Annotated in this window: 18 protein-coding genes and 3 pseudogenes; 12 read left to right on the forward strand and 9 right to left on the reverse strand. The window is 57.3% G+C overall.

Translation table 11 applies throughout. From position 1 onward, the window contains the following. Positions 1-467 precede the first annotated feature (467 nt). From denD to PR018_RS19495, 4 genes and pseudogenes are all read left to right on the forward strand, one after another. Positions 468-1,436, forward strand: a complete 969-nt coding sequence (gene denD / locus PR018_RS19480; RefSeq protein ID WP_142832376.1) for a D-erythronate dehydrogenase — start codon at positions 468-470, stop codon at positions 1,434-1,436. A gap of 532 nt (positions 1,437-1,968) precedes the next feature. Beyond that, the gene (locus PR018_RS19485; RefSeq protein WP_142832375.1) at positions 1,969-2,283 is read left to right on the forward strand and encodes a helix-turn-helix domain-containing protein; all 315 of its coding nucleotides are present in this window, start codon (positions 1,969-1,971) and stop codon (positions 2,281-2,283) included. A 1-nt stretch (position 2,284) separates the two neighbouring features. Beyond that, positions 2,285-3,556, forward strand: coding sequence for a type II toxin-antitoxin system HipA family toxin (locus tag PR018_RS19490; protein ID WP_142832374.1), 1,272 nt, complete (start codon positions 2,285-2,287; stop codon positions 3,554-3,556). 305 nt (positions 3,557-3,861) lie between these two features. Beyond that, a pseudogene (locus PR018_RS19495) lies at positions 3,862-4,461 on the forward strand (IS3 family transposase); the annotation flags it as partial. A 920-nt stretch (positions 4,462-5,381) separates the two neighbouring features. Here PR018_RS19495 and istB read toward each other — a convergent pair. After that, positions 5,382-6,158 carry an IS21-like element helper ATPase IstB gene (gene istB, locus PR018_RS19500; RefSeq protein WP_111221724.1) on the reverse strand — a complete coding sequence of 259 codons (777 nt, stop codon included), beginning with the start codon at positions 6,156-6,158 and terminating at the stop codon, positions 5,382-5,384. Between the two features lie 11 nt (positions 6,159-6,169). Further along, a pseudogene (gene istA / locus PR018_RS19505) lies at positions 6,170-7,722 on the reverse strand (IS21 family transposase). 368 nt (positions 7,723-8,090) lie between these two features. Here istA and PR018_RS19510 point away from each other — a divergent pair. Further along, on the forward strand, positions 8,091-9,026 hold the full coding sequence (locus tag PR018_RS19510) for a bifunctional helix-turn-helix transcriptional regulator/GNAT family N-acetyltransferase (protein WP_142831743.1): 936 nt from the start codon (positions 8,091-8,093) through the stop codon (positions 9,024-9,026). A 335-nt stretch (positions 9,027-9,361) separates the two neighbouring features. On the opposite strand, the gene PR018_RS19515 is transcribed toward PR018_RS19510, so the two are convergent. After that, on the reverse strand, positions 9,362-10,330 hold the full coding sequence (locus PR018_RS19515; RefSeq protein ID WP_142831742.1) for a GlxA family transcriptional regulator: 969 nt from the start codon (positions 10,328-10,330) through the stop codon (positions 9,362-9,364). A gap of 231 nt (positions 10,331-10,561) precedes the next feature. Between PR018_RS19515 and PR018_RS19520 the strand changes: the two genes are divergently transcribed. The 6 genes from PR018_RS19520 to PR018_RS19545 all read left to right on the forward strand — a co-directional run bounded on the left by PR018_RS19520 (position 10,562) and on the right by PR018_RS19545 (position 15,961). Further along, a complete protein-coding gene (locus PR018_RS19520; protein ID WP_142831741.1) occupies positions 10,562-11,245 on the forward strand; it encodes an HD domain-containing protein in 684 nt (227 codons plus the stop codon). A 54-nt stretch (positions 11,246-11,299) separates the two neighbouring features. Next, the gene (locus PR018_RS19525) at positions 11,300-11,974 is read left to right on the forward strand and encodes an alpha/beta fold hydrolase (protein ID WP_142831740.1); all 675 of its coding nucleotides are present in this window, start codon (positions 11,300-11,302) and stop codon (positions 11,972-11,974) included. Positions 11,975-12,023: 49 nt separating this feature from the next. After that, positions 12,024-12,827, forward strand: a complete 804-nt coding sequence (locus tag PR018_RS19530; RefSeq protein WP_142831739.1) for an alpha/beta fold hydrolase — start codon at positions 12,024-12,026, stop codon at positions 12,825-12,827. A 69-nt stretch (positions 12,828-12,896) separates the two neighbouring features. Further along, complete coding sequence (locus PR018_RS19535) at positions 12,897-13,667, forward strand: MBL fold metallo-hydrolase (protein WP_142831738.1); 771 nt, start codon at positions 12,897-12,899, stop codon at positions 13,665-13,667. 748 nt (positions 13,668-14,415) lie between these two features. Next, entirely contained in the window at positions 14,416-14,766 is a 351-nt protein-coding gene (locus PR018_RS19540) for a hypothetical protein (RefSeq protein WP_142831737.1), read from the forward strand. A 442-nt stretch (positions 14,767-15,208) separates the two neighbouring features. After that, complete coding sequence (locus PR018_RS19545) at positions 15,209-15,961, forward strand: N-acyl amino acid synthase FeeM domain-containing protein (protein ID WP_142831736.1); 753 nt, start codon at positions 15,209-15,211, stop codon at positions 15,959-15,961. Between the two features lie 225 nt (positions 15,962-16,186). Here PR018_RS19545 and PR018_RS19550 read toward each other — a convergent pair whose 3' ends face one another. The 3 genes and pseudogenes from PR018_RS19550 to PR018_RS19560 all read right to left on the reverse strand — a co-directional run bounded on the left by PR018_RS19550 (position 16,187) and on the right by PR018_RS19560 (position 20,657). Continuing rightward, the gene (locus PR018_RS19550) at positions 16,187-18,616 is read right to left on the reverse strand and encodes a putative bifunctional diguanylate cyclase/phosphodiesterase (RefSeq protein ID WP_142831735.1); all 2,430 of its coding nucleotides are present in this window, start codon (positions 18,614-18,616) and stop codon (positions 16,187-16,189) included. 1,042 nt (positions 18,617-19,658) lie between these two features. Next, positions 19,659-20,037, reverse strand: a pseudogene (locus PR018_RS19555) (DUF5615 family PIN-like protein). Further along, complete coding sequence (locus PR018_RS19560; RefSeq protein WP_142831747.1) at positions 20,034-20,657, reverse strand: DUF433 domain-containing protein; 624 nt, start codon at positions 20,655-20,657, stop codon at positions 20,034-20,036. Before PR018_RS19560 ends, PR018_RS19555 begins: the two are co-directional and overlap by 4 nt. Before the next feature lie 291 nt (positions 20,658-20,948). Here PR018_RS19560 and PR018_RS19565 point away from each other — a divergent pair, with 291 nt between their 5' ends. Beyond that, positions 20,949-23,546, forward strand: a complete 2,598-nt coding sequence (locus PR018_RS19565; protein WP_162854788.1) for a heavy metal translocating P-type ATPase — start codon at positions 20,949-20,951, stop codon at positions 23,544-23,546. 190 nt (positions 23,547-23,736) lie between these two features. Here the strand turns inward: PR018_RS19565 and PR018_RS19570 are convergent, their stop codons facing one another. The 3 genes from PR018_RS19570 to PR018_RS19580 are packed head-to-tail and all read right to left on the reverse strand — an operon-like array spanning position 23,737 to position 26,221. After that, positions 23,737-24,513, reverse strand: coding sequence for a VWA domain-containing protein (locus PR018_RS19570; protein WP_142831733.1), 777 nt, complete (start codon positions 24,511-24,513; stop codon positions 23,737-23,739). Beyond that, positions 24,510-25,514, reverse strand: coding sequence for a hypothetical protein (locus tag PR018_RS19575; RefSeq protein WP_142831732.1), 1,005 nt, complete (start codon positions 25,512-25,514; stop codon positions 24,510-24,512). The genes PR018_RS19570 and PR018_RS19575 overlap by 4 nt, the downstream gene beginning before the upstream one ends. A gap of 11 nt (positions 25,515-25,525) precedes the next feature. After that, positions 25,526-26,221 carry a TerD family protein gene (locus tag PR018_RS19580; RefSeq protein WP_142831731.1) on the reverse strand — a complete coding sequence of 232 codons (696 nt, stop codon included), beginning with the start codon at positions 26,219-26,221 and terminating at the stop codon, positions 25,526-25,528. Between the last annotated feature and the right edge of the window lie 4 nt (positions 26,222-26,225).

Raw genomic sequence — 26,225 nt, forward strand, 5'->3', positions numbered from 1 at the left:
CATCAACTACCTGACGGAAGGTAGAGGCGGCAATCACCAAGGAAACACCTTTGAATTCTTTCCAATCGCAGCCCTCTTGCTGCCATGCTCCAGACCACAACCCCCAGTCCCCAAGATTTAATTTCGTACGAATTCCGATGCAATGTCTTCTCGTGCAATCGTCTAGGGCAAGCTTGGCGACTCGCGACCGCGAAATGAAGCTGGAATGTCGACAAACGGGAACCGTGGGCGATATTGTCGCTGTGGATTGCGTTTGCCAAGTTGTCGCTGAGGAAAAAGTACTTTAGAAAAGTAGCGGCAGCCCCGGCGGGGATAAGCGCAAACTGAGTTTGCGCGGGGCAGTAGACATTAGAGCTCGTGAGAAAACGCGCGTGTACGTGTCACTTTCACCACTAAGATGTGCATGGGCGATGGGCAAAGAGCTACGACCCGTTGCCGAACATGATACTTTATATGGGAGTGTAGTCATGCGTATTGCCATCCTGGGAGCAGCTGGAATGCTCGGGCGAAGACTGACCGAGCGCCTTGCGGCCGAAGGAGAGCTTGCTGGAAAGGCCATCACGGCGTTTACCCTTCACGATATTGTGCCGGCGGCGCGTGTAAACGGTAACTTTAACGTCGATGTTCTGACGTCTGACTTTTCGGACCAAGGAGAGGCAGAGCGTATCCTGTTGTATCGTCCTGACGTGATCTTTCATCTTGCTGCGGTGGTATCGGGAGAGGCGGAAGCCGACCTCGAGAAAGGCTACCGGGTCAACTTAGAGGGGACCCGCGCGCTACTCAATGCCGTTCGCACGATCGGACAAGATTACCGACCGCGTTTCGTGTTCACATCCTCGATTGCGGTTTTCGGCGCACCACTTCCGGATGTCATTCCAGATGATTATCTCCCGCGTCCCCTATCAAGCTATGGCGCACAAAAGGCGATGGGGGAGCTTCTCGTCGCCGACTATGCCAGGCGCGGGATCATAGATGGCTTGAGTATACGCCTCCCGACGATTTGCGTGCGACCCGGTAAACCCAATAAGGCGGCGTCGAGTTTCTATTCGAGCATCATCCGCGAGCCCCTGAACGGCGAAGAAGCCGTCCTCCCCGTATCGCGCGACATTCGCCATTGGTTCGCTTCACCGCGGAAGGCGGTAGATTTCCTCATCAGGGCCGCAGAGGTTGCGGGCCCGGACCTCACTGTCCGGGCGTTGACGATGCCTGGCGTCTCAGCGTCGGTGGAAGACCAAATCGAAGCCTTGCGGAAGGTTGCCGGTGACGATGCAGTGGCCCTCATTCGCGAAGAGCCCGATCCGGCGATTCACATGATTGTCAGCTCCTGGCCCAAATCCTTTGACGCACGCCTCGCTCTGGATCTTTGCTTTGTCCCAGATGCCAGTTTCGATGAGATCGTTCAGATCTATTGCCGTGATGAACTCAAGTGCGGCTGACACACAGTGTTGGCCCTATCCGCATAGCAGAGGTACTTCGGCCGAGCCGCTTTGCTATAGACTTTGCCGCCAGAAATTACGAACGCAAAATCGTGATCCATGTATTCACTCCCAGCAGCTCCGGTATAATTTCTCTCCATATCGGCGATTTTCGGTTCCCCACGCTGTAAACCAAGACGTTCGGCTCAGGACATTTTAATTTGCTTGCGGCAGCATATTCTTTTCGGACCCAGATTTGGGTAGATAGCCAAGAGATTATAGCCTCTATCCTGACTATTCCTCGCGTGAAAAATGGCTCATTTTTCCGGTGTTAGGTAGCAACTGCCACCGACAATCTCATCGACTTCCTTGGGATCGTCTTAGAGCGTGCGAGCCGCTCCATGACCTGACCAACATGGCCGACAAGTAGTATTGTGGAATGCATGAGGCCGTGTCGGAATCCGTTCAAATGACGGAATGAGCGATAGCTCTTGTATTCGCCCAAAAGAACATATTTTTTCATAAAATCACCCTAAAGAGGAAATATAAGTTCATGTCAAAGAACTCCGCGTCGCTTGAGATCCTGACTGACGCGACATTGGTTGCGCTGGAGACGCTTGGCTCTCACCTGCGCATCGCCCGCGAGCGCAGAGGAGACAGTCTGAAGACTATGGCTACACGAATGGGGACTTCTATCCCCACGTTGCGCAGGATGGAGGCGGGCGATGCAAGGGTGTCTATAGGTGTTTATGCTGTGGCGCTTTGGATTTTTGGAAAGTCCGAAAAGCTTTCCGAGCTTCTCGAGCCTGGCGAGGACGAGTACGCCATAATGATCGACGTGAACCGGGCAAGCCGAAAGAGAGGGTAGCATGGGCGACTTCCGAGGAAATTCTCTTGCGGTCTGGTATCTTGAAAATCCGCTCGATCCGCGCCTTGTTGGGCAGGTGAAGCTTGAGGCGAGCAATCGGAGATGCCTTCTTGAACTGGATGACGAGTGGAGGCGTTCGGGATTTCCTCTGTCTCCAGACCTCACCCTTGACAAGAAGGTGCATGCCCCCTTGAAGGACATGGTGGCTCCTGGAGCAATCGAAGACGCCATGCCGGATCGCTGGGGTGAGCGCATGATCAGGGTCGTCTCGCGCCCATCGCGCATGAGTCCTCTCGACAAGCTCTGGTATGCGGGCGACCGGCGTTTTGGTGCGCTTGGGATGTCTTCCAGCTTCGACGAGTATCGCCCTGTCAACGAACAGCCACTGATGAGTGTGGATTCCCTCCAAGAGGCGGAGGCACTATTTGCACGCGTCCTTGAACGTGAACCTCTCACCGAACGTGAAAGGCAACTCATTGCGAGCGCCGGCAGCATGGGCGGTGCCCATCCCAAGATGCTAATCGAAGACGATGCAGGAGAGTGGATCGCCAAATTTCCGCGTGGCAGCAACGTGGATCAACTCCTTGTCGAGCATGCCTGCATGGAATTGGGCCGCCGAGCTGGCCTACATGTCGCGTCGTCACGGGTTATTCCCGGCGGGATCGACCATATTCTGATGGTTCGTCGGTTTGACCGTGTAGACGACCAGCGCGTGCATGCCGTTTCAGCGCGCACGCTGCTGTCTCCGGAGGCGGACGATAGTTATGCCACCATTGCTGCGATCATCCGGCGGCATGGCGTTCCCGACCGCATTCATTGCATGCAGCGTGAACTGTTCCGCAGAATGGCATTCAACATCATGATAGACAATACTGATGATCATACGAAGAACCATGCCTTTCTTCATGCCGAAGATGGATGGCTGCTGTCGCTGGCTTTCGACATTCCGACCCAGATGAGCGGTCTCGGCCAGCAGGCGATCCAGATCTCCTCGAGTCCGAAGTTCCGGAACGACTTTAGCATCGCACACGCCGTGGCGGCAGCGCCGCACTTCGGCATGTCCAAAGAGGATGCCCGGCACGAATGGAACCAGATGGCCGGATGGATAGGAAGATGGCGTGACATCTTTTCAGAATGCGGTGTCACAGAGGGCGACATCGACTACCTTGGCGACATCTTGGATTCACCGGCGATACTCGAGCATCGCCGGGAGGCAATTGAGCCGTCGGATATCGGTTCATCGGATGATCCGGACGACGGATGTCGTCCCTAGGCTGGCGCTCTCGCGGGCTTCACTTGGTGGCATTTGCTACCTAATTTCGCATTTTTCGGCGTTCGCGATTGCCTTTACCAATGACAGGATTTTCCAGCGAACGTGCTCGTTGACAATCTGGGCAAAGGACTTGTTGAGATCGAGACCTTCGATAGTACCCACAAAATGGAATAATTCGTCTTTCTCGCTAAGCGGCTTTCCGATTATAGGCTCACTTACTTCGAAGAAATGAGACACGGGAACAGAGCTGGCTCGGGAAATCTGCACAGTGGGATAAGTGGAATTTTTGCCTGACTTCGGCTTAGATGTCGGGAACAGGAGAGACCATTACAAGACGACCGCGCCGGAACCATAGCCCGGCTTTCAAGGCAAAGGTGGCGCTCGCCGCCATCCGAGGCGAGCAGACGCTGGTGGAATTATCCCAACAGTTCGACGTGCACGCCACCCAAATCAAGCAGTGGAAAGACCAGCTCCTTGAGGGGGCGACAGGAGTTTTCGGTGATGAAGCTAAGGCGGAACCGGCGGGTCCAACCGGCGATGTCAAAACACTACACGCCAAGATCGGCGAGCTGACACTGGAGAACGATTTTTTTATCCGGTGCGCTTGGCAAGGCGGGATTGCTGGGCGGAAAGAAATGATCGACCGCGAGCACAAACTTTCCGTGTCACGCCAGGCAAAGCTTTTCGGCTTCAGCCGTGGCAGCGTCTATTATCGTTCTCGTCCGGTGTGTGACGGTGATCTGGCCCTTATGCGCCGGATCGACGAACTGCATCTCGATCACCCGTTTGCCGGAAGTCGGATGTTGCAAGGGCTCTTGAGAGGAGAAGGGCTGGAAGCTGGGCGGCTGCACATCGCCACGCTGATGAAGAAGATGGGCATCGAGGCGATCTATCGCCGCCCAAACTGCGGACAAAAGGTGAGCACCAGCGGCCGCACCAGTGACAATGATGCCCCAGAATGCCGGTCGGCAATCCTTCAAGGATCGCAGGCTCGGTCAAAGGCGGCGTGTCAGCAGGGTCGGATGCCTCGTTCGGTGTCGTCACCGAAGCCACTATCACATCAACATCGGCATCGCTGGCGAGTGAACCATGGTGCGTCACTTTATTGTGGCGGGCCCGATATCGGCGGCTGCGGGCTGCATGAGCAAAGCGGCCCTTCCGGCTCGTCTGATAACGCCTGGCGACATCCCGACGCCGCTCGGCACGGGCGACACGCGCGCAGCCTCCGGCGCAATAAATCTGTCCGCGGTCGCAGCATCGGCAGATCAGCACTTGTCCCCGGCAACGCTCGCACAGAAAAAAGCGTCCAGTATCGTGTTCATCTGCTCCATGGCAGCTGCCATGACATGGACGTGAAGCCCCGTCTGCGCCATAATAACCCGGCATTCGTGTTCCGCACGGTGTAGGGCGCGCCGCCGGGTAGAATTAGCCGTTCAGTCGGCGCTGTGCCTGCCTTCATCGATCATCACGAAGATTACGGCAGGCGCAGCGCCTGTACCAGTCCTCACCCCCATCACCAGAAACCCCTCCGGTATACTTCTCGACGGCCTGGCCCTGACTTGCCTGCGCGCAGGCAAGTCAGGGCCAGGCAATCCGTCGAACGTCTACTCCGAAGTCACGAAAAACCGCCATGGGCGGCTCGGCACCGAATACCCGCACTTCTCAACGAACGTTCACAACTGCAGGGTAAATATCATGATCTGGAGCTGAGCCGCCGAGCTGCGGATTTCGCTAAATCGGGACAGCGGTTTCAGCAAGTCGCGGACAAGCGTTTCGCTAAGTCGCGGACAACGGATGCGATCGAATCCCGGTTGCCTTGTTGCTGTTACGCGTGATTGTGTTCGGTTATTTCGTCGCCGGTCAAGAGCGTCGGCGTTTTTCGTTTGCGCATGCTGTCGCCTTCGAGAGTGATGCGGTGGGCGTTGTGAACAATGCGATCCAAAATCGCATCGGCCAAAGTGGCTTCTCCAATCATTTCGTGCCAGGCGGCCACCGGAAGCTGAGCTGTGATCAGGGTCGATTTCCTTCGATATCGCTCCTCGAAGATTTCGAGCAAATCGAGGCGCTGTCGGTCATTCAGGGTATGGGTTCCCCAGTCATCCAACACCAGCAACTGAACACGTGCCAGCTTGTCGATAAGGCGCGGAAAGCGTCCATCGAGCCTGGCAAGTGCGAGATCCTCGAAGAGCCGCGGCATACGAACGTAGAGGACAGAGTAGTCGAGGCGGGCCGCCTGTCTCGCAAAGGCGCAGGCGATCCAAGTTTTTCCAGTGCCCGTTTGGCCTGTCAGGATCAGGTTCTCGTTTGCCTTCAGCCATGCGCCCTGCGCCAAGGATAAGACATTGCGACGATCAAGGCCGCGGTGAGATCTAAAATCGATGTCTTCGATCGAGGCATTGGCAAATCGAAGCTTTGCTGTGGCGAGCCGATTGGTCAGCCGTCGGTCGGTTCGTAGTGCGATCTCGCGGTCGAGCATCAGGCCAAGCCGTTCGTCAAAGCTAAGATCATTTCCATGAACTTGCTCGATAAGTTCGCGATAGGCGGTTGCCATTCCGGCAAGACCAAGCGCACTCATCTGGTCCAGTGTTGGATGTGTCAGCATTAGATGTCCTTTCATTGGTAGTAGGTTTTGCCGCGGATATTGCCGTGCGGCGGTGCCGGCTTCACGGTCTCGCTTGCGGCAGGAGCCTGATCGAGACCAGATCTGAGAATGTTGGCGACAGACGAATAGGTCAGCGCATTGATGACCAACGCACGCTCACAGGCCAATTCCAGCCGATCGGTTTCGTAACGACGCGCCAGGGAGAGAATGCCCTGAGCGGATCTGTAGCCTTGCTCCGGGTGCGGCCGATCGCTAAGCAGACGCTCGATAAATATCGCAGTATTGGCCCCAACCTTCGCCGCTTCCTTGCGCAACGTGTGAGGCGTCGTGTTTGCATAGCGCTGGTGAGCTTTCGGCATATGCTCATTGACAGTGATATGGCCGGAACGCTGGGAGCTTCGGATGTGGCTGGCGACCCGCTTGTGGTCAAAGAAGATCTCGACCGCTCGATACGTCAGCCTGATATCGACCTTCCTGCCGATCAGACCGTGCGGCACGGAATAGAACGTCTTGTCGACGTCGACATGGTAATCGGGATGAACCTTGGCGACCTTCCATTCCGCGTATTCAAACGGCGTTGGCGGCAGTGGCTTGAGCTGGGAGCGCTCGACCTCATCGAACAGGGCTCGCCGGGATTTTCCATACCGACGCATCGTACGGGTGTTAAGGTCCTCGATCAGAGCGCTGATGCGGATATTGAGATCGACAAGGCTGAAGAAACGGTCGTTTCGAAGTCTGGCCAGAACCCACCTCTCGACGATTAAAACCGATCCCTCCGCGGATGGTTTATCCCGAGGACGCCGCGGCCGTGCTGGCAATACGGTCGTATCGTAGTGTTCGGCGAAGGCAGCAAATGTCGCGTTCAACGTCGGTTCGAACCAGAGAGCCTTGGCAATCGCGGATTTGAGGTTGTCGCAGATCGTTGTCTTCGTCACCCCACCGAAGTAACTGAAGGCTCGCTGGTTCGCCTCGATCCAATCCGGCAGCTTCTGACTGAAGCTGGCATAGGAGAACACCAATTGCGATGCACTCAGCACGGCCACATAAATCTGTGCTGCCCGGATCTCGCCAGAAGACGGATCGATGATCGGATCGTATGGCCGGCATAGTCGCATTCCATCGCGACACCAGCCACATGACGACTGCGATAGGTGGGTTTGGCGCGGCTCTCATAATCAGCAAATCGGCAGCAGAACCAGGTGTAGCCGTATCCATCCGGATGGACCTCCCGGTATTCCTGCCATAGCAGGTTGAGCGTCACGCCTTTGCGTTTCAACTCGCTGGCCACTTTCGGCCAGTTCGGTTCCTCGCTGTCTCGAGGAGGTCGCCCCATCCGCCGGAATAGTCGCTGCTCCAGGAGCTCGTCATCATCCAGACCGGGTGGAAGTGGCCATGCTGCAAGCCCCGCCTCCCGCGCCCGCAGCAGATACGTTGAGACCGACGTCTTGCTCATCTTCAGCCGCTCAGAAACGGCGCGTATCGACAATTCCTGCTCGAACGTCAGCCGCAGTATCGATCGAATGTCTTTCACATCAGTATGTCTCGCTTGCTTCCGTCTAGGCATTAGATCCTCGCTTAAAACACGAGAACAAATTGCCAGATCGGCGCTCACGAGATTCGATCTAAATCCGCTGTCCCTTCTGTCCGCGACTTACTGAATTTGCTGTCCCGAACTTACTGAATTCGGTGTCCGCGACTTACTGAAATCTTTGTCCGGGACTTTGTGAAACCCGCACCGAGCTCTCGACCGGCCGACAAGTTCGATAGACGATTTCATCTGGTCGGCCCCCGAGGTCTTGGTTCGGCCGAGATGGACAGCGACGTCCGTGTGAGCAGACGCACAATAGGTGCACAACTGCAGGGCACGCGATCATTGACAATCGACCCTAGGACGTTACGATAGTTGTATGACGCAACCTTTTGAGTGTGACTATGGTATCCCTTCAGCATTCTGCTCTTGTTGATCCTGTTCGTGCGGCATCACGCGATCTGGTGCGTGAATTGGGTTTTACGGGGGCGTCTTTCGCCGGTACTGAACTCCCTCCGTCTGCGGTGCACGCCTTGATCGAGATTGAGAAAGGAAACGCCACCGCAGTCGAACTCGGCAAAGCTCTCAAGCTGGAAAAGTCGAGCGTGAGCCGCCTGCTGCGCAAGCTGATCGTGTCGCGCATGGTGGGCGAGAATCCTGGAAGAGATGATGGGCGAGTGAAGCTTCTGTCACTGACGCCCTTGGGCAGGGAGCGCGTTGCGGCCATCCATGCGTTTGCGCGGGCGCAAGTGTCGGATGCTCTTGCCCATCTTCGCCCCCAACAGGCCCGCATCGTGCTGGACGGGCTGCGACTTTACGCCGGGGCACTCGGGAAGACCGTGCCCGCTCCAGTCATTGGGATCGCCGCTGGATACCAGCCAGGTCTCATTGCCCGCATCACGCAAATGCACGCCCTCTACTATACCAGGACATCGGGCTTCGGACAGCGGTTCGAGAGCGTCGTGGCGAGTGGTCTCGCTGAGTTCTGTGGCAGACTGGACAATCCGCAAAATGCGATCTGGACAGTTTTGCGAGACGGGGAGATCGTCGGATCGGTCGCAATCGACGGAGAAGATCTGGGGGCGGGCATCGCCCATCTGCGCTGGTTCATCATCGATGATGGCATACGTGGTACCGGCGCCGGGCGAAAGTTGTTGTCTGCAGCACTGGACTTCGTAGACGCTCAGGCATTCGTCGAAACTCATCTTTGGACCTTTGGAGGGCTCGATGCGGCCAGGCATCTTTATGAAGCTTATGGGTTCTCGCTCATAGAGGAGCGGGCCGGCAACCAATGGGGAAGCGAGGTCTGGGAGCAACGCTTTGTCAGGGCGAGACCGTGACGGGAAACAAATGATTTCTGCTCAGGTTGATGGCGGGGCAAAGTTCGCCATGCAACAGGGTCATTTTTTGCACGACAAACCCTGTCGCAATGTGAGGCTCGACGGCAATTCCTGAACGGAGGTTTGTCGTATAAGTTGCTATAGTAGAAATAGTCGATATAAGCGTGCTTCGGGCTCCTCATACTAGGTGTCAGGGTCTTCAGGTGGCGATCGCTCTAGCGGCAGTTAGGACCGAATAGCGAGCGCTGTCGGGGTGTCGCAAGGTTTGTCGCGTTAGTCGCCCTTCATCGCACTCTAGCGACGCGAACCCTGGAGGAAAGTTCAAGTCAATTTTCTTATGACGCAATCCTAAAACTCTCCCTATATCGTAGGGGCGTCACACCGAGCTTGCGCTGGAAAGCACTACGCATCTGATCTGGACTGCCGAAACCGCAGTCGAACGCCACGACCTTGAGCGGATAGTCGGTTGCCTCGAGCAGGCTCCGCGCCTGATCTATTCGAATGCCCTCCACGAAGTCGTGGGGCGTTATATCCATCTCCCGTACGAACATTCGCGCGATGCTGCGCGAGCTGACACCTGCGATCTCAGCAAGCCGCTCGACCGGGAAAGCCTCGCCGACATGCTCCATGACATAAGCCTGGACCTTGGCCAGTGGCGTGACCGTCTCGCCTGGCGCTCGCAGCAGCGGACTGAACTGGGACTGGCCGCCTTGGCGTTGAGCCACGACGACGAGGCCTTTGGCACATGCCAGCGATACCGCAGATCCGTGATCTTCGCCGACGAGAGCGAGACTAAGGTCTATCCCTGCCGTGACACCTGCCGACGTCACGAGGCGATCGTCACGGGCGTGTATCCGGTCATGCTCCACACGAGCAGTCGGGAACATGGCTGCAAGCTGGGCTGAACATATCCAGTGGGTGGTCACCGTCCGGCCGTCAATAAGACCGGCGTGCCCGAGCGCGAATGTGCCGTTGCATATGGAGCCGTAGCGCTCGGCCTGTGTTCCCCAGTTTTGGAGCCAGGCCGACATAGCGTCGTCTGGCGCTCTACCGGGAAGACCGGGTCCGCCAGCAACCAGCACCGTATTGAATTCGCGACTGGCTTCTTCGTAGTCGAGATCGGGCATCATCCACATGCCGTTCGAACTTTGGACAGGTGTCTTGCTCCCAGCCACCAGCAGGCATCGATAGTGGTCTTCAGCCGGAAGAAACCCATTGGCTGCGGCGAACACATCGAGCGGTCCCGCGACGTCCAACGCCTGAACCCCGTCATGAATGACCACTGCCACCTCCCTTATTGCCATGGCCTACCATCCGATCGCAAATTTTACGCTGAGGCAGGTTATCACACACAGTTGGCAGTTTCTCAATGTCCGCCGTCGTTGCGGTCAGAACGCCCATCTGCGATCAAGGAGGGGCGGAACACAACGCCGCCTCAGCCCTGACAAGGCGTTCAACGAACAAACGATCGCAAGGCTCGCAACCACCCCGATTTTGGGATGGCGGAGGCGTGTCTGCAGGTACGGAGAGAAGACATGGCACAAGGCAAAACGTCGACGATATCAGAAGCACTTTTCTCGAAGCCGGAGATCGACGGGGTCTCGATTCCCGACAGCGCGCTTTGCCGCGCCGTCACCGAGTTCGTCAGGGACACCGAGACCGAACTGTTGTTCAACCATTCAAGCCGCGTCTACTTCTTCGGCGCGATCGCCGGCCAAAAGCGCGGTCTCACAGTCAATCGCGAACTACTCTATGCCGCGACGATGTTCCACGACGTGGGTCTGATGCCATCGCACAGTAGCCCTCACCTACGGTTCGAAGTTGACGGTGCAAACGCTGCCCGCGATTTTCTGACGGCCCACAACGTCGATCCTTCCGATATCGAGAAGGTCTGGACTGGCATCGCCCTGCACACGACACCGGGCGTGCCCGAGTTCATGCACCCCGTCATTGCGCTGACTACGGCGGGTGTCGAGATGGACGTCCTCGGTCTGACCTACGACCAGTATGCCGACGACATCCGCGAAGCCGTAGTCGCCGCGTTTCCGCGCAAACCCGCCTTCAAGGAAGATATCATTCAGGCCTTCTACGACGGCATCAAACATAAACCCGATACGACTTTCGGCAACGTCAAGGCGGACGTCATTGCCGGCAAGGAGCCGCACTTCTGCCGCGGCAATTTCTGCTCCGTCATCCGGTGCTCAGGCTGGAATGCCTGATCGCACCCATCCTCAACCTCAAAATTCATACCCAAATCATCACGGAGAAATACAATGGTTTCCAACGTCATTCTGGTTCACGGCGCATGGGCAGACGGTTCTTGCTGGAACAAGGTCATCCCGCTGCTGGCAGCTACTAATCGCACGGTTACGGCCGTGCAGCTTCCGCTGACAAGCTTCGAACAAGACGTCGCAGCAGTCCGCCGTGCGATTGCACTGGCCGACGGCGAGGTCATACTGGTCGGCCATAGTTATGCCGGCGCAGTCATTGGCGAAGCCGGGAACGATCCGAAGGTGGCGAGCCTTGTCTACGTCGACGCATTCGCGCCCGACGGCGGGGAATCCGCCGGTTCGCTCTTCGCACAGTTCGAAGCAGCGCCGCTGAACGGTGAAATCCGTCCGGACGCGGAAGGCTTCCTGAAACTGACGCAAGTGGGCATTTCGACGCTCTTCGCACAGGACCTCGATGCCGCAGAGCAGGCGCTTCTATATGCCACCCAGGGACCGGTCAACGGTGCAGCGCTTGGCGGGACGCTGACCCAGGCCGCATGGCGCACCCGGCCGACCTACTACCTGATCGGCGACCAGGACATGGCCATCCTGCCCGTGGAACAGGAGCGAATGGCGGCCCGTATGAACGCCACTGTTGCCCATGTCGATGCCAGCCATGTGCCGATGCTTTCGCATCCGGACGTCGTGGCCAACTTCATCCTCAAGGCTGCCGCTTAACCGAAGGCTTCCGCGACGGCGCTCGACCTCAGATAGAAGGACTATTGCAATGGACATCCATTCGAACGGCATACGACTCCATGTCGAGGACCGCGGTGTAGGTGCACCGGCTCTCGTCTTTCTGCACTACTGGGGCGGTTCGTCGCGGACGTGGCGGCACGTCATCGACGCTCCGCCACCCGGCTATCGCACGGTCGCGATAGACCAGCGCGGCTGGGGCGAGTCGGATGCGCCCGATGACGGATACGCCCTGAAAGACCTTGCGAACGATGCCTCTGGTGTGATCGATGTGCTGGGCCTCGATCGATACATCGTGGTGGGACATTCCATGGGCGGCAAGGTTGCGCAGCTTCTTGCCGCCCGCCAGCCAACAGGGCTGGTCGGATTGATACTGGTCGCCCCATCGCCGCCGTCGCCACTCGGCCTGCCGCTGGAAGTGAGAGAGGGGATGGTCGGTGCGTATACAAGCCGCGAGAGCGTCATCGCAACGGTCGAGCAAGTCCTTGCAGGCAGCCCGCTTGATCCTGACGATCTCGTCCGCGTGATCACCGACAGCATGCGCGGCGCTCCGGCCGCCAAGGCGGCGTGGCCGCTCGCCGCCAGCCAGGAGGACATCACGAAGGCTGTTGTCGATGTGACGGTCCCGACGCTGGTAATTTCCGGTGAACTCGATCAGGTTGACCCTCCGTCCGTCCTGCAGAGGGAACTGCTACCGCGCATCCCGCAAGCGACATTGCACATTCTTCCGGGGGTAGGTCACCTTTCTCCGCTGGAAGCGCCGCGGGAGCTGGCCGGATTGATCCGAACCTTTGCTACTGCCATGGCCAAGGTCCCAATCCGTTCGCTGTTTTGATCATGCAGATATTTTCGACCCAGCCGCGTCGACTGTTGGGGCTAGGCAAGCGACCACGAGGATACCACCATGTTCGAAACAGAGATTATCCGCATTCCCATTCTGCCCCTGAAGATGGTCAATGCGCACGTCATTCGCTGCGAGGCCGGGTGCATCCTCGTCGACGCCGGAATACCCGGATCGGAGGGCAAGATCGGCCAGGTTCTCGGCCGGCACGGATTGTCGTTTCGTGACATCAAGCTGATAGTTGTCACCCATGCCCATACGGATCACGCCGGGAGCGCCGCCCGCCTTCGGGCGCTGTCAGGTGCGCCAATCCTCGCGCACGCGGACGATGTCGATTTCTACACCCGCCGGCGTCCCATGACCTACTGTCCGACCGGTCTGGTGGGAAAGCTGTTTTTTAGGACGCCTGCCCCTCATCAGCCCTATGAAGGCTTCGAGCCCGACATGCTGATGACCAACGGCGAGACGGTAAATCTCCTGAACTTTGGCGTCGACGGACTGGTACGCCACACGGCAGGTCACACCGCAGGTTCGATCTCTGTGGAGCTGGGGTCGCAGGACGTCCTGGTCGGAGACCTGCTCGCATCTGGAATTCTCATAGGAGGCGTGGCGTTCACGGGCCGTGCGATACGTCCGCCTTTCGAAGACGATCCACACGCAGTGGCCCGAGAATTAAACCGTATGGTAGAGGGCGGGAAGAGGCGCTTTTATATGGGCCATGGCGGCCCGCTTGGACCAGAGGAAGTTTTGCGCCATACAAAACGACTGTCGCATACTGCATCTCAATGCGGCCAGCATGGCAACTGCAATCATACCCGCCTAGAAGGGCTATAGTGATGAGGTTGCTTCAAGGTAGCGTGTCTAGCGCAGCGCAGTCAGGCTGTAAATCGGCTAGGGGTCCCGATGCCGATACGCATGATAAAACGCTTGTTATTCCTCACGTTGATAGGGTCATTTCTGGGCTCTGACTCACACCGGAGGATAGACAACCTAAAAGGGTGACGGCGATCGATAGGGGAAAATCCCTGATGCGGACGCTCTTGCGGACAGCGGTTGCGACAACCCGCAAAGTCAGGGCAGCGATCTGATGCTGCCTCAACGTCTCAACGTCTCAATCAGCGTGATCGTCAGTCACAATTTGCCATGCCTGCACGTCTTAGGTGTGTGTTTCGTCTGTCGGCCTCGGCAGATCTTAAATGGACGATGCTCTTCCATGTTAAACAAGAGAGCTTTGCCGACGCGTTGGCACCCTGCCTGGCGCTATGAGACGGAGAGCGCGGGACGAGGGTTGACGACATTTGCAACCCGGCGCGAAACAATTTCGACGTTATCAGTCTTCAGCGGCATCGGAGATCGGGTTCGTGACTGCGAATGACGTCAAGACTAATTGGCAACGGCCGTTCGATTTGTGAACAGTTGTATCATCGAGTAATATTTGGTTAACTATAGGGCGAATAAGGGCCGGCGCTCTTATTGGTCCGCTTAGTATTAGCTGCTAGAAAAATACTCGAGCTTGCATCGTCGTTTTTAGCAGGATACGCCTGTATCTTGTCGACACCATCTTTGATACACAAGGACAGTTATGAGCGCCTGTTTTAAAGCCGGCAGGAACGTCGACATTGAATTGCGACTGATCTCCTATGCGGACGCTGCCCATGTCGATCGCGTCGACTATCAGCTGTCCGAGGATTCGCGAGAGGCGGTGGCGACGTTCAGGTGTGAGAGCTTTGGAGACTGCGTGGTATTCCTGGAGCTGAGCGACGAGGCCTTGGTTACGGAAAGCGATTTGGCGACCATGGCCATGCTTGCCAATGCGGAGCTCGAGAGGATCGTCTGCGACAGCGGTTATGGCGCGGTGTTCGATATCATAAGACAGAGCTCTCCCGTAACAGTCCCGGATCGTTTCAGGATCGAATACAAGCAGTTTCAATAGGTCGCCGTACCTTTCCCACAGTTTGCCGGAATTTCCGTTCCGTCGAAAAAGCATGTCAAAAGATTGGCGGTGTGAAGACCGCGACTGCCATCTCGCTTTGCCAATGTTGGCGGGTCTGGTATTGAATGGTATCCAACTCGGCCACATCAACGTTCCCGGTACATAGGGCGCACGTCTATTCCGTCGCGCGACAACCAGAGTGTGAAACTGGTGGAAGCCCGCACGGCTCGCAGCCCTCGTTTTGCTGTTGCCGCCCGTTCACTGCGAAACCAGCAGAAATGCAAGCCATCGACGCCGGCGGCCAACCTAAAGTTGCGTGGCGAGGGGCTCGCGGCCCTTTGCAAATTAACCATATTGTGAACGGTGGAGGCGATCGATCGCGACGAGGATTGTTATGATTTTAATAAATCGTTAGGATCTTTTGGGGGCAAAGGAAAAGACGATGACGGTGCGCAATAAATCTTTACACCCTCTGGCTGCCACGACAAGCTTTGCGGCTCAAGGACTTGCCGCACTCAATCGGATTGAATACCGACGCGTCGTCGCCGGTAACGATCTCGAAGAGATTTTCCGCCTGCGATACAACGCCTATCGGCGCGAAGAACTGATCGAGTCCGATGCGTCCCATCAGAGCGCGGACGCCTATGACAGTTCGCCGAATGCCCAGATTTTCGGCCTCTATTTCGAGGATCGTCTCGCGAGCTCGCTTCGCATTCATTTCGCGACACCCACAGAGCGAACTTGTCCAACGAATTCGCATTTTCCCGGCGCTCTGGATTCCCATTTTGACAGAGGTTTCAAATTTATCGATTCCAGTCGCTTTTGCGCCGATTCATACCTGTCCGGTATCCTTCCATTTCTGCCCTTCATGACGATACGGCTGACGGCGATGGCATGCATCTTTTTCGACGCAGACTTCACGCTGTCCGTTATTCGTCCGGAGCATGCAGGCTTTTATAAGCGTTACTACGGCATGAAAAAATGGAGAGGCAGCCAGAAGGTCGACTGGTTCGCCCATGAAGTGGATCTCTACGCCAATGGAAAACTCGAAAACAGCGATTCCATCCTGAGTCGACTTCCTTTCTTCAGATCCCTGAGCTCAGAACGCAAACGCCTTTTCAGCACGCCGCCGGAGGGTGTGGAATCCGTTTCGGTCATTCCGTCGGCTGAAGCCGCAATTTTGATCGCGCGTTAGATCTTTCGTTCCAACATTGCCTGCGACACCCGTTAACCGCACAGGTCGGTTTTTTTGTTCTAACAGGCAAATCGCGTCATCGTGGATGCCCCGATATCGTGTCTGACAAAAGGTCAATCGGACGCAATATAAGGCTTTTTATGCCGCCTTTGACCGGACCTCTCTTCGCTCAATCATGGCAGGCGAGTGCGTGCATCTGAGCAAATACGACCACCGATGGCGGCATCAAGGCTTTTTGATCCGAACAACTTTCTTTCCCGTCTGCCCTTTGTCAATCGCCAGGAGTTCATCTATGCGCGCATTGATGTCGTCGTTCACCATCGGCCGCCCAAACAAATAGCCCTGAATGAGATCGACATTGGACATCTGTATAATATTAAGCTGCTCGAGCGTCTCCACCCCTTCAACCACGATCCCGAACCCAAGGGATTTGGTAAAGGTGACCATCGAGGTGAAAAACGTTCTGGCACGCTGATCCGTGACAATGTTCTCGACAAACGACCGATCTATTTTCAGTTTATCAAGTGGCATGTCGTTGATGAGCGCCAGGTTGGAATACCCAGTTCCGAAATCATCAATGGCGATCCTGATCCCCATATCTTGCAGATTGCGCAGGACGCCTGCGGCTTGGCCGCGGTCCTTTACGAAAACGCTTTCTGTCACCTCTATTTGCAGTCGATGCGGGTCAAGTTTCGCACTGGTAAGCGCAATTTTTATGACGTCGAGTATCCTGTGGTTGGCAAGGTCAACGGCGCTCAGGTTGACCGACACGCATATGGTCGGGTCGTGCCACCCGGCGCAATCCCTGCAGGCACGGTTCATCATGGACACTGTCAGCTCGTGAATAAACCCGTATTGCTCGGCGATGGGAATAAATCGCGCCGGCACGATGCTACCGAGTTCCGGGTGGTGCCAGCGCGCCAACGCCTCACAGCAGACCAGCCTGGCGCCGTCGGGCGTGTACATTGGCTGGTAGACTGGCGTGATGTAACCCTCGCGCAGGGCGATCCTGAAGTCATCCTTCAGCTTCTGTTCCTTGTGATACTCTGCAGCCATCGCCTCATCGAATTGCAACCAGCCGATATCAGGCTCTTTCTTGGCTGTCAGAAGCGCGACATCGGCCTTTTTCATAGCATCTTCGAGGACGAACGAGTCCTTTCTACAGATGACCACGCCGCCCGAACATTTGATATCAAGCTTGCTCACGCGCTGCATGACGACACCGTCATCATTGTCGCCATCGTCCGCAATTTCATAACGGCGGCAAAGTCGCGTGAAGATTTTGTCTAGCTCCTCCTTGATATGGCGCTCATCCTTGAGGCCCAAAATCGCGATCATGAATTCGTCGCCGCCCCAGCGCCCGCGCAGCATGCGCTCGGTCTCGAGCGCGTTGATCGCCTGGCCAACACTGCGAATGGCGGCGTCGCCCGTCGCGTGGCCAAAATTGTCATTGATGAGCTTGAACTTGTTGATATCGAGTTGCCCGATGGCGATCAATTCTTCATCGCCCATCCCTTGCACGGCTTCGTTGATCTGTTCGATCAGGTAACGGCGGTTTGGCAGCCCGGACAGGTGGTCGAAGTTCGCATTGAGCCTGGCTCTCTCATAGGCCTCGACCCTCAGTGTTACGTCCTCGCAAATAAGGACAGCACCGCCAATGGCCTCATCCTCTTTCGGGGTTCTCGTGGGTAGTTTGTTGACGGTCAACTGGATATGCTTGTCACCGATGTTGACCGTCTTTGAGGCCGAGTCGCCACCCATGAGGTCGCCAATTGCCGCCCTTAACTCGGACGCTTCGCCACGGGTCAGTTGATTGCTGACCATGCCAAGGGTGACCAGTCGCAAAAGGCGCGTCCTGTTGGCCACAACCGCCGCCTGGTCCGGGATGCCAAACATTCTTGCGGCCTTGAAGTTCATGATGGAGACCTTGTCGTTGTCGTCGATCATGATGAGGCCGCCAGGCATATAGTTCAGAGCCGCTTCGAACAGCTTCCGAAAAGCATTGGCGTGATGAAGGTTGGTCAAACTGCTGTACAGGATTCCACGGACCTGGCGCGCCATCTGGCGTGCAATCAGCATGACGGGAAGGAGCAGAAGGGCCGTGACGACCATGATTTTATCATTCGCCAAGACACCCTTGAGTGCCAAAGTTAACATCATGGGCGCGCAGGTGATGAAGACGAGAGCGTCGATGTTAAACTTGTCGCCGAAGTTCTTGCCGACCACCGAGTTCAATGTCCCGAGCGCCAGACCAATTGCAGCGAGCGTGGCAAGGGAACCGGGATCGATCCAGACGGTAAAACAGGAGATAAAAGCCAGGCAAAGGGCCGTGGAGCAGGAACCGATGATATAGCGGGCTCTCCAGATACGGATCTGGGCGTCCGTGACCTCATACCCGCGTTTGCGGGCCATCTGCCTATTGAAGTTGGACGAGTCCCACATCCGCACGGCGAGAATGAGAGTTAGGACAGCGATCAGATATAGGAATTCGCTGCGGCCAAGGTTGAAGTAGCCGAGCAGACAGACCGCGCATTGCGAAACCCAGCCCGTGACCAGCGTCTCTGTCTGCATGAAAAGTGTGTCGACGAAAGACTTTTTAATAGACGGCGGAAGGGTTTCTTGCGCGAAGAGTGTTTTCAATCTCGTGGCTTTCACCTGGATCACCTAACGACAGTAGTATTGCCCGTTTACCATCTGCAAAATTCATCCAAGAGATATGAAATATTCAGCACTCACGCAAAGGGAAACCCCCACTGCGCGATGTTACTTTGTACATCGTTAATAGAACCTGTGGCGTGAAGCTTTACTGCGCAGGCGTCCCATGCCGCTGTACGGAACTGGCACTGCTGGTTCGCACGTTTTCCTCACGGTGCCACACGTACTTGTCCGGAGCTAATTGTGTGTCCTCACATTGCTCGTCCTCGCAATGCGAGCATAGCCGAGGATCCGTTGCGGCATCGACTGGTTGTTGGTGTCTAATGGTGTCTGTTGGCTCACCGTCGTGCGTCCTCCCATCAGCCCTATAGTTTTCTGTATAAACAATGAGCGTCAGTAACCCCGCTGTTCCAAGTGCGTTTTAGGACCTTCACAGAAAGCTTTCTGCGGCAAAGCGCCTTCGTCGTGCGGCCGAAGAGGCAGAGAGCGTAAAAATCGCTCGCTACCCATGATTTCCGCTCAGGTCGGTCGCGGGGCAAAGTTCGCCATGCAACAGGGTCATTTTTTGCACGACAAACCCTGTCGCAATGTGAGGCTCGACGGCAATTCCTGAACGGAGGTTTGTCGTATAGGTTGCTATAGTAGGAATAGTCGATATAAGCGTCCCTCGGGTTCCGGATACTAGGTGTCAGGGTCTTGAGAAAGCCGAAATTGAGAGCTACGGCGTTTATCTAAAAGATAAATCGCGTTCACCGAGTCCTGGCGGCAACAAGCGCGCCTGGCACCAACACGTCATGGTGATCGCCGGAGAGAAATATTCTTTTCTAGCAGCATGGTCGGGCAAACTTGTATTCAAAGGCGAAACTGTAAACCTCGAGTGGGACTGGTATGAAACCCATAATCGTGCGTTACGCATTTCGGTAAGGTTTTTTGATATAAGGCAGCCAGATCAGAGAGACAGTTGCGTCACGAGGACCCTTACCCCTTGGTCGGGATGCCTATCGATCTCTTCAGGATTGGCGGACTGTGGCGGAGGCTGCGCTCAGACTTTCGGAAGCGAATAGCAGGTGAGCACCGCGCTGTCTTCGCCCTCAATGGTCACTTCGATGACTTCGTTGACGAAGTCCTGCCCCACGACGAATTCTTCCAGAATGAGCGCGAACAATTCCTGTTGTAGGGCCGGTAGGACCTGCGGAACAATGATCACCAAGCCCGCATGAAACTCTTCTTTTGCATAGAGCTTGCGAAAGTCGCGAGTGTTGTTCGTTACGAATGTGAAATCCTCGGCCACGATCCGCGGCATTATCCCAGTCCGTTTCGCCGCTCAAACCCAGCCAGTTGACAGGGGAGCAGTCGTGGCCGGCACTTTGGGCCACGGCAACGAGCGACGTGTGAAGGCATTCGTCGATCATAAATTTCACGATGCCGAGCCGGACGAATTGGAAGTCGTCCCAACACGCAAACGCTTTGTGGATGTCGCCTTCAATCCGAGTTCAGACAGCTTTCGCGGCCGTCCCCTTGCCGGATGGGCGGCAGCCCAGATTTCAGCAGACTCAACCATTCCTGGGCTGAGAGACGGATAGCCTTCAAGAATTTCCGATGTACTAGCCCCCTGAGCTTTCATCGCGGCGATCATTCTCACTGGAATGCGGGTCCCTTTGTAAACTGGCTCTCCACCCATGACTCCCTTGACGATTTGTATCACCTGCTCTGCCTGCCTCAGTGATTCAGCCCGTGCTGCTAACTGTTTACGGGCGCGCGCAACATCCACGATGAGATAGTCGTCCGCCCGTACCGTATCCGCGTCGGGGTTCTGTTCGATGGTGTCGAACAGTCGTTTGCGGCGCTCGGCAGATAGGATTGACCCTACCCCATACCAAAGCTTCAGCCGCAACAGATCGTCATTATTGAGCGTACGCCCTTCGCCCCCGATAAACTGCGCAATGATTTGCTTGTCGATCGCGTTGTGCACCGACTTCACTGCGATCTCGCTCAGAGCTGCAGCTTCAGTCGGCGTATAGGCGCGTGAAACAGCCATAATCATTCTCCTTTTGGAGAAGGATATGATGCGACGAATGCTGGTGGTAAAGCCCTCATATTCGAGTTTTCTGCAATCTCTTTTCAATCACTCATCCAAGGCCAGGAGGCGATGGATTGGCACCTTTTGGCGATAGTGATGCGGAGTTGGAAGTGAGCGATGCTGATGGGTTCAATTCGAAATGCCCCTCGGGATAAGGGGTATCAGTCTTTCGCATCGATTGGCCAGATTTTCCCTTGCACCTCTAGTCGCTAGAGGTCGTAGAACTCTCACGGTGATAGTGAGGATTCCGAGATGAGCGATTTGCTGCAGACGAAATTTCGGGTCGGGGGCATGGACTGTGCGTCTTGCGCCACCAAGATCGATACGGCCGTGAGGCGTATCCCCGGCGTCACCGACGTGTCCGTCTCGGTCACTGCCGGAACGATGACGGTCAAACACGACGACACCAGCGATCTCGACGCGATTCCAAAGAAACTGTTCGGTCTCGGCTACAAAGCGACACCTATTCCGACGAAGTCCAAACCAGTCGCTGCGGAACCCGTCTATGCCCATGGTTCGGACTGCGCGCACGACCATCAACATGCCGACTCCCACGACCACTCGGACCATGACCATCACCACGATCATTCTGGTCATAATCATGCCGACGATGGCTATGGACCTGACCAGAACGCACCGCCACAGGACACGGCGCCTGGAACCCTGCAGGCCCGCTTTCGGATTGGCGGCATGGACTGTGCATCCTGCGCGGCAAAGATCGACACGGCTGTCAGGCGCATAGACGATATCGAGGACGTGTCCGTCTCGGTCACCTCGGGGACGATGACGGTGAAGCATCGCCAGTCCGCGGACATGAAAGCCGTCGAGAAGCAGGTCTCAGGTCTCGGCTATTCGATTGTCCCCATCCTCAAGGCGGCGCCGTCAGCGAGCCAGAGCGGCCCCCATTCGGGCCATGATCACGGATCCGCTTCGTCGGGTGCGGAGATCGAAGGCCTTCATGGCCACGACCATAATCCGACCGAAGGCCCATGGTGGAACAGCAAGAAAGGCCGTCTGACCATCATGGCGGGTGCAGCGCTTGTCGTTGCCTACGGCATCGGTCATCTGTTCCCGGCCATCGCGACCTACGCCTTCATCGTCGCCATGCTGGTCGGCCTCGTTCCGATCGCCCGCCGGGCCTTCATGGCGGCACGTGCGGGAACCCCATTCTCGATTGAGATGCTCATGACGATCGCCGCTATCGGCGCAGTGATCATCAACGCCACCGAGGAGGCTGCGGCGGTCGTCTTTCTGTTCTTGATCGGTGAACTGCTAGAGGGAGTTGCCGCAGGCAAGGCGCGCGACAGCATCAAATCCCTCACGGCGCTCGTGCCTAAAACGGCGCTGCTGGAGGAGGGCGGGAAGATCCGCGAAGTTCCGGCCGAGACCCTTGCGGTAGGTTCCATCATCTTGGTTCGCCCCGGCGACCGTATCTCTGCCGACGGAATCATCGTTGCAGGAGAGAGCTCGATAGACGAAGCCCCTGTCACAGGGGAGAGCGTGCCGGTCCGCAAGGTCGTCAATGACACCGTCTTCGCAGGCACCGTCAACGGCGACGCGGCACTCCGCGTGAGGGTCACGGCCGCTGCCGCCGACAACACCATCGCCCGCGTCGTGCGGCTGGTGGAGGAGGCCCAGGAATCAAAGGCTCCGACCGAACGCTTCATCGACCGCTTTTCACGCTACTACACGCCGGGTGTCGTCCTCGTGGCCGCATTGGTGGCCGTCGTTCCTCCGCTCGTCGGGGGCGGTGTCTGGAGCGAGTGGGTCTACAAGGGCCTTGCGGTCCTCCTCATCGGGTGCCCTTGTGCGCTGGTTATCTCGACTCCGGCTGCGATTGCCGCATCGCTGTCTTCCGGCGCGCGACGCGGCCTGCTTCTCAAGGGCGGAGCCGTTCTCGAAGGACTCGGCAAACTCACTGCGATCGCCTTTGACAAAACGGGTACACTCACAGAAGGCAAACCCAAGGTAACCGACGTGGTGCCTTTCGGCCGAAAGGTCGATGAGGTCTTGCGCTACGCCGCCGCGCTCGAGATCGGGTCGAGCCATCCGCTCGCTGTCGCCATTCTCGACAAGGCGAAGGAGGACGGCATCGACGTTCCAGTCGCGACCGACGCGAAGGCGCTCGGCGGAAAGGGCGTGACCGCCGTGATAAATGGGGTCGAGGTCTTCTTCGGCTCGTCGAAGGCAGCAGCCGAGCGGGTCACGATGCCGATGGCGCATTCGAAGGCGATCACGTTGCTCAACGACGAGGGAAAGACCGTCTCCGTACTTTTGATAGGCGACGTTCTCGCAGGTGCCATCGCCATGCGCGACGAACCGCGTGCCGACGCCGTAACGGGCCTCAAGGCTTTGACCGACGCTGGCATCAAGACGGTCATGCTGACGGGCGATAACAAGCGGACGGCCACGGCCATCGGCGCACAGCTCGGCATAGAGGTCCGCGCTGAGCTGATGCCCGAGGACAAGCAGCGGATCGTCGGCGAACTGAAGAAGGAAGGCTACGTCGTCGGCAAGATCGGCGATGGCATCAACGATGCTCCTGCGCTGGCGGCAGCCGACGTTGGGATCGCGATGGGCGGCGGAACGGACGTCGCACTTGAGACCGCCGATGCTGCCGTGCTGCATGGCAGGGTGGGCGACGTTGCCCTTATGATTGACCTTTCCAAGCGGACCATGCGCAATATCTTCCAGAACATCACCATTGCCCTCGGATTGAAGGTGGTTTTCCTTGTGACCACAATTCTCGGCATTACAGGCCTGTGGCCAGCGATCCTTGCCGACACGGGAGCGACCGTTCTCGTAACCCTGAACGCTCTGCGCCTGCTGCGTCCGATCCGGGAAGTGTGATGCACAGAAAGGCCGGGTCCGGCGGCATCGTCCTGGTCACCGCGTTGATCTAGTTCAGCCTTTTCGGTGTGATTGCTGTGTGGAAGGACTGACATCCGCACTCATCGATCACGAGACCCGGCCGCCGTGCCGGGTTCGGTGCACTTTCTCCGGCCCGTCAGCCATCTGACGGGCCGCGACGGTTTTGAGATCAGTGATGGTCGTCCTCGCCCTCATGCTCATGCTTGAGCCATGAGCACAGCTCGGCGGGCAATAGCTTCTCATAGGCGTCGTCTCCGCCGATGAATTCCCCAAGGTCCCTGGCGCTGACGAAGCCAACGTTTGGAAATTCCTTCGCGGCTTCCCGCAGGAACACGAAGTCCTCGTCCCCGATGCCGACCATCACGTAGTAGATCTGCGATTCAGCATGCTCTGCCTCCGAAAGCAGCCGCCAGGCCTTGTCGTGGTCCGAATTCACGCCGTCCGTCAGGAAGTAGTTGATCGCCGGAATGCCTGACCGCGTCTCCTCGCCGAAGCTGTCCCGCTTCTGCCCGAAGATCATTCCTAGCAGCCCTCCGGCGTTTCGCTCCTTGAGCAGACCGTATGCCATGAGGTTGGAACGGATGACGGGTTCGTAATCGGTGCCGCCCCAAAGAATGCGCTGCAGGGCGGGATTTCCGGTTATCTCCCTTTCGACGTACCCGTCGTAGGTCGAAGCCGTTACCGGCGTAAGCGACGCCGTCTTTTCATCGTTAGAAAACACCCATGTGTCGATGCGGCCGTCTTCGTCGAAGTAAAGCGCTACCGGGAGGACGCGCTCGAGCGCAGACTGGACCACACCTGTCTCATAAAGACCCTTCATCGAACCGGAAACGTCGATATTCAGTCCAACCTGCGCGGGAATGCGATCGTGTATTCCCTGCTTTTCAAGCACGAAGCCGACCCTCCGAATCTCTTCTTCGGGCTTCTCGAGTCTGAATGTCGTCATGTTCCATGCCTCCGTGTCAGCGTGTTCACAAGTTTCTCGTAAAGGCTTCGAATGGGCGACGTGTCAAAGGACCGGCCCTCCGATCTGGCAATCAGCGCGGCAGCGCATGCGGTCTGCCAGACGGGCAGGTCGCTGTCGACCATGTCCTGCCCAAATGTCCGTGCGCCGCCAATCGTGGAAATGATCGCTTGCAGGACGCGTCCGCCAAGGGCTACCGATGACGCGGTCGATGCAAGCGACGCGAGCCTCGTCTCCAGCGCGTCCTTCTGTGACAGGCGATGCACCGCAGCTTCGGGGTCGGGCAGCAGATGTTCTGAGATGTGTCGCGTCAGAAACCTGCCAGCAAGGAGGTGAGCGTCCAGTCCGACACCGAGCGTGATCCATCTTTTCATCAGAAGGTTCGCCCGACGTTCGAATTCGTCGAACTCTTGACCACGCTCCTTGATCTGGCGGGCGGTCTGCAAAACTGCTGCCGAACGTTGCTGAAAGCGTTCGAGTTCGGCGGACCGGGAGAGCGCCGCCTTCATGCCACCGATCAGGCCTCGATCCCGATCGAATAGGGATGCCGGATTGAGTTGGGAAAGTTGTGCGAGGAGGTCGGAGGAGAGACGCTTCGCCTCCTCGAGGCGTGCGTCGCCTGCCAATGCAAGCTGGTCCTCGGCAAGCCTCCCATGCTCCTCTTGCAGAGGCGCACCGAAACGCACGACGTCGTCAAATTCGTGATCGTCGAAGTTAACCGCATCGACGACTCTCTTGGCCTGCCGCAGAACCGGGTCGGATACCGCCGGATCGAGGGTACGAAGTTCATCGATGGAGCATGATATCCTGAGCCTGACGATGCCGCCCCCGACGATCCGCGGACCGTCGTCGAGGGTGCGGGGAACTCTTGCTGCGCCGAACGGTATCATCGGACCCGAAGCAGGCTTCGGCGCGGGTCGCACCGAGTCCCGACCGAACGGCACCCTCGGGCCTGAGCGAGCATCATCGTCGGCCGGGGGCACGCGAGCCACCTTTAGGCCAGATAGGCGTTGATGACTTCGCCCAGCCCGGCGTTCGAGCCCGCTCCGACCGCGTGGAACTTCCACGACCCGTCACCCTGCTTCAGGAAGGAGGCTACCTGTATGGTCGTCATCCCTGCGAATTCCGACGTGAGCTGATAGCGGCAGAGTTCGTCGTCCATCGCGTCGCACACCTCGATATAGGCGTTCTTTACCTTGCCGAAGTCCTGTCTCTTGCGCTCCGCGTCGTGGATCGTCGACCAGACGGCCAGTTCGGCGACCTCGGCCGGGAGATCGCCGAGCACAATCTTGAACTCCTCGCGGAAGCCTTCGCCGTGGTGGCCTTCCTTCTTGTCGCCGTCATCATCGTCATGCTTCGCGGGACTCCCACCGCGGCCTGTCCGATCGTCGCGCTCGTGCCACATCGATCCGTCTTCGGTCTGGAAGGAGCCGTCGGGGTTCTTCTTCAGCGAACCTTCGACGTTCGACGGGCCGCGCACGAAAGCGTAGCAAAGCGCATGCGAGCCGTCGTTGTAGAGACGCGCGCGCGAAGGATCACCGCCCGGATGCACGAGGGCGAAGCAATGGACGTCAAGGTCGAAGGCAGGGGCGGAGCCCTCCGGCGGATCCCAGACAAGACCGGAGTGAACCAGCTCCATTGCTTTTTCTATTTGAAAAGACTGCCCCTTCGAGAGGTTGAACGTGGCCATTCAT

Origin of the sequence: Rhizobium rhododendri (assembly GCF_007000325.2) — a bacterium.
In the GTDB taxonomy this organism is placed as follows: domain Bacteria; phylum Pseudomonadota; class Alphaproteobacteria; order Rhizobiales; family Rhizobiaceae; genus Rhizobium; species Rhizobium rhododendri.

What these genes read in the sequence shown, in the direction of transcription:
- denD (WP_142832376.1), top strand. Translation starts at nt 468, where the DNA reads ATGCGTATTGCCATCCTGGGAGCAGCTGGAATGCTCGGGCGAAGACTG.
- PR018_RS19485 (WP_142832375.1), top strand. Translation starts at nt 1,969, where the DNA reads ATGTCAAAGAACTCCGCGTCGCTTGAGATCCTGACTGACGCGACATTG.
- PR018_RS19490 (WP_142832374.1), top strand. Translation starts at nt 2,285, where the DNA reads ATGGGCGACTTCCGAGGAAATTCTCTTGCGGTCTGGTATCTTGAAAAT.
- istB (WP_111221724.1), bottom strand. Translation starts at nt 6,158, where the DNA reads ATGCTGACACATCCAACACTGGACCAGATGAGTGCGCTTGGTCTTGCC.
- PR018_RS19510 (WP_142831743.1), top strand. Translation starts at nt 8,091, where the DNA reads ATGGTATCCCTTCAGCATTCTGCTCTTGTTGATCCTGTTCGTGCGGCA.
- PR018_RS19515 (WP_142831742.1), bottom strand. Translation starts at nt 10,330, where the DNA reads ATGGCAATAAGGGAGGTGGCAGTGGTCATTCATGACGGGGTTCAGGCG.
- PR018_RS19520 (WP_142831741.1), top strand. Translation starts at nt 10,562, where the DNA reads ATGGCACAAGGCAAAACGTCGACGATATCAGAAGCACTTTTCTCGAAG.
- PR018_RS19525 (WP_142831740.1), top strand. Translation starts at nt 11,300, where the DNA reads ATGGTTTCCAACGTCATTCTGGTTCACGGCGCATGGGCAGACGGTTCT.
- PR018_RS19530 (WP_142831739.1), top strand. Translation starts at nt 12,024, where the DNA reads ATGGACATCCATTCGAACGGCATACGACTCCATGTCGAGGACCGCGGT.
- PR018_RS19535 (WP_142831738.1), top strand. Translation starts at nt 12,897, where the DNA reads ATGTTCGAAACAGAGATTATCCGCATTCCCATTCTGCCCCTGAAGATG.
- PR018_RS19540 (WP_142831737.1), top strand. Translation starts at nt 14,416, where the DNA reads ATGAGCGCCTGTTTTAAAGCCGGCAGGAACGTCGACATTGAATTGCGA.
- PR018_RS19545 (WP_142831736.1), top strand. Translation starts at nt 15,209, where the DNA reads ATGACGGTGCGCAATAAATCTTTACACCCTCTGGCTGCCACGACAAGC.
- PR018_RS19565 (WP_162854788.1), top strand. Translation starts at nt 20,949, where the DNA reads ATGAGCGATTTGCTGCAGACGAAATTTCGGGTCGGGGGCATGGACTGT.
- PR018_RS19570 (WP_142831733.1), bottom strand. Translation starts at nt 24,513, where the DNA reads ATGACGACATTCAGACTCGAGAAGCCCGAAGAAGAGATTCGGAGGGTC.
- PR018_RS19580 (WP_142831731.1), bottom strand. Translation starts at nt 26,221, where the DNA reads ATGGCCACGTTCAACCTCTCGAAGGGGCAGTCTTTTCAAATAGAAAAA.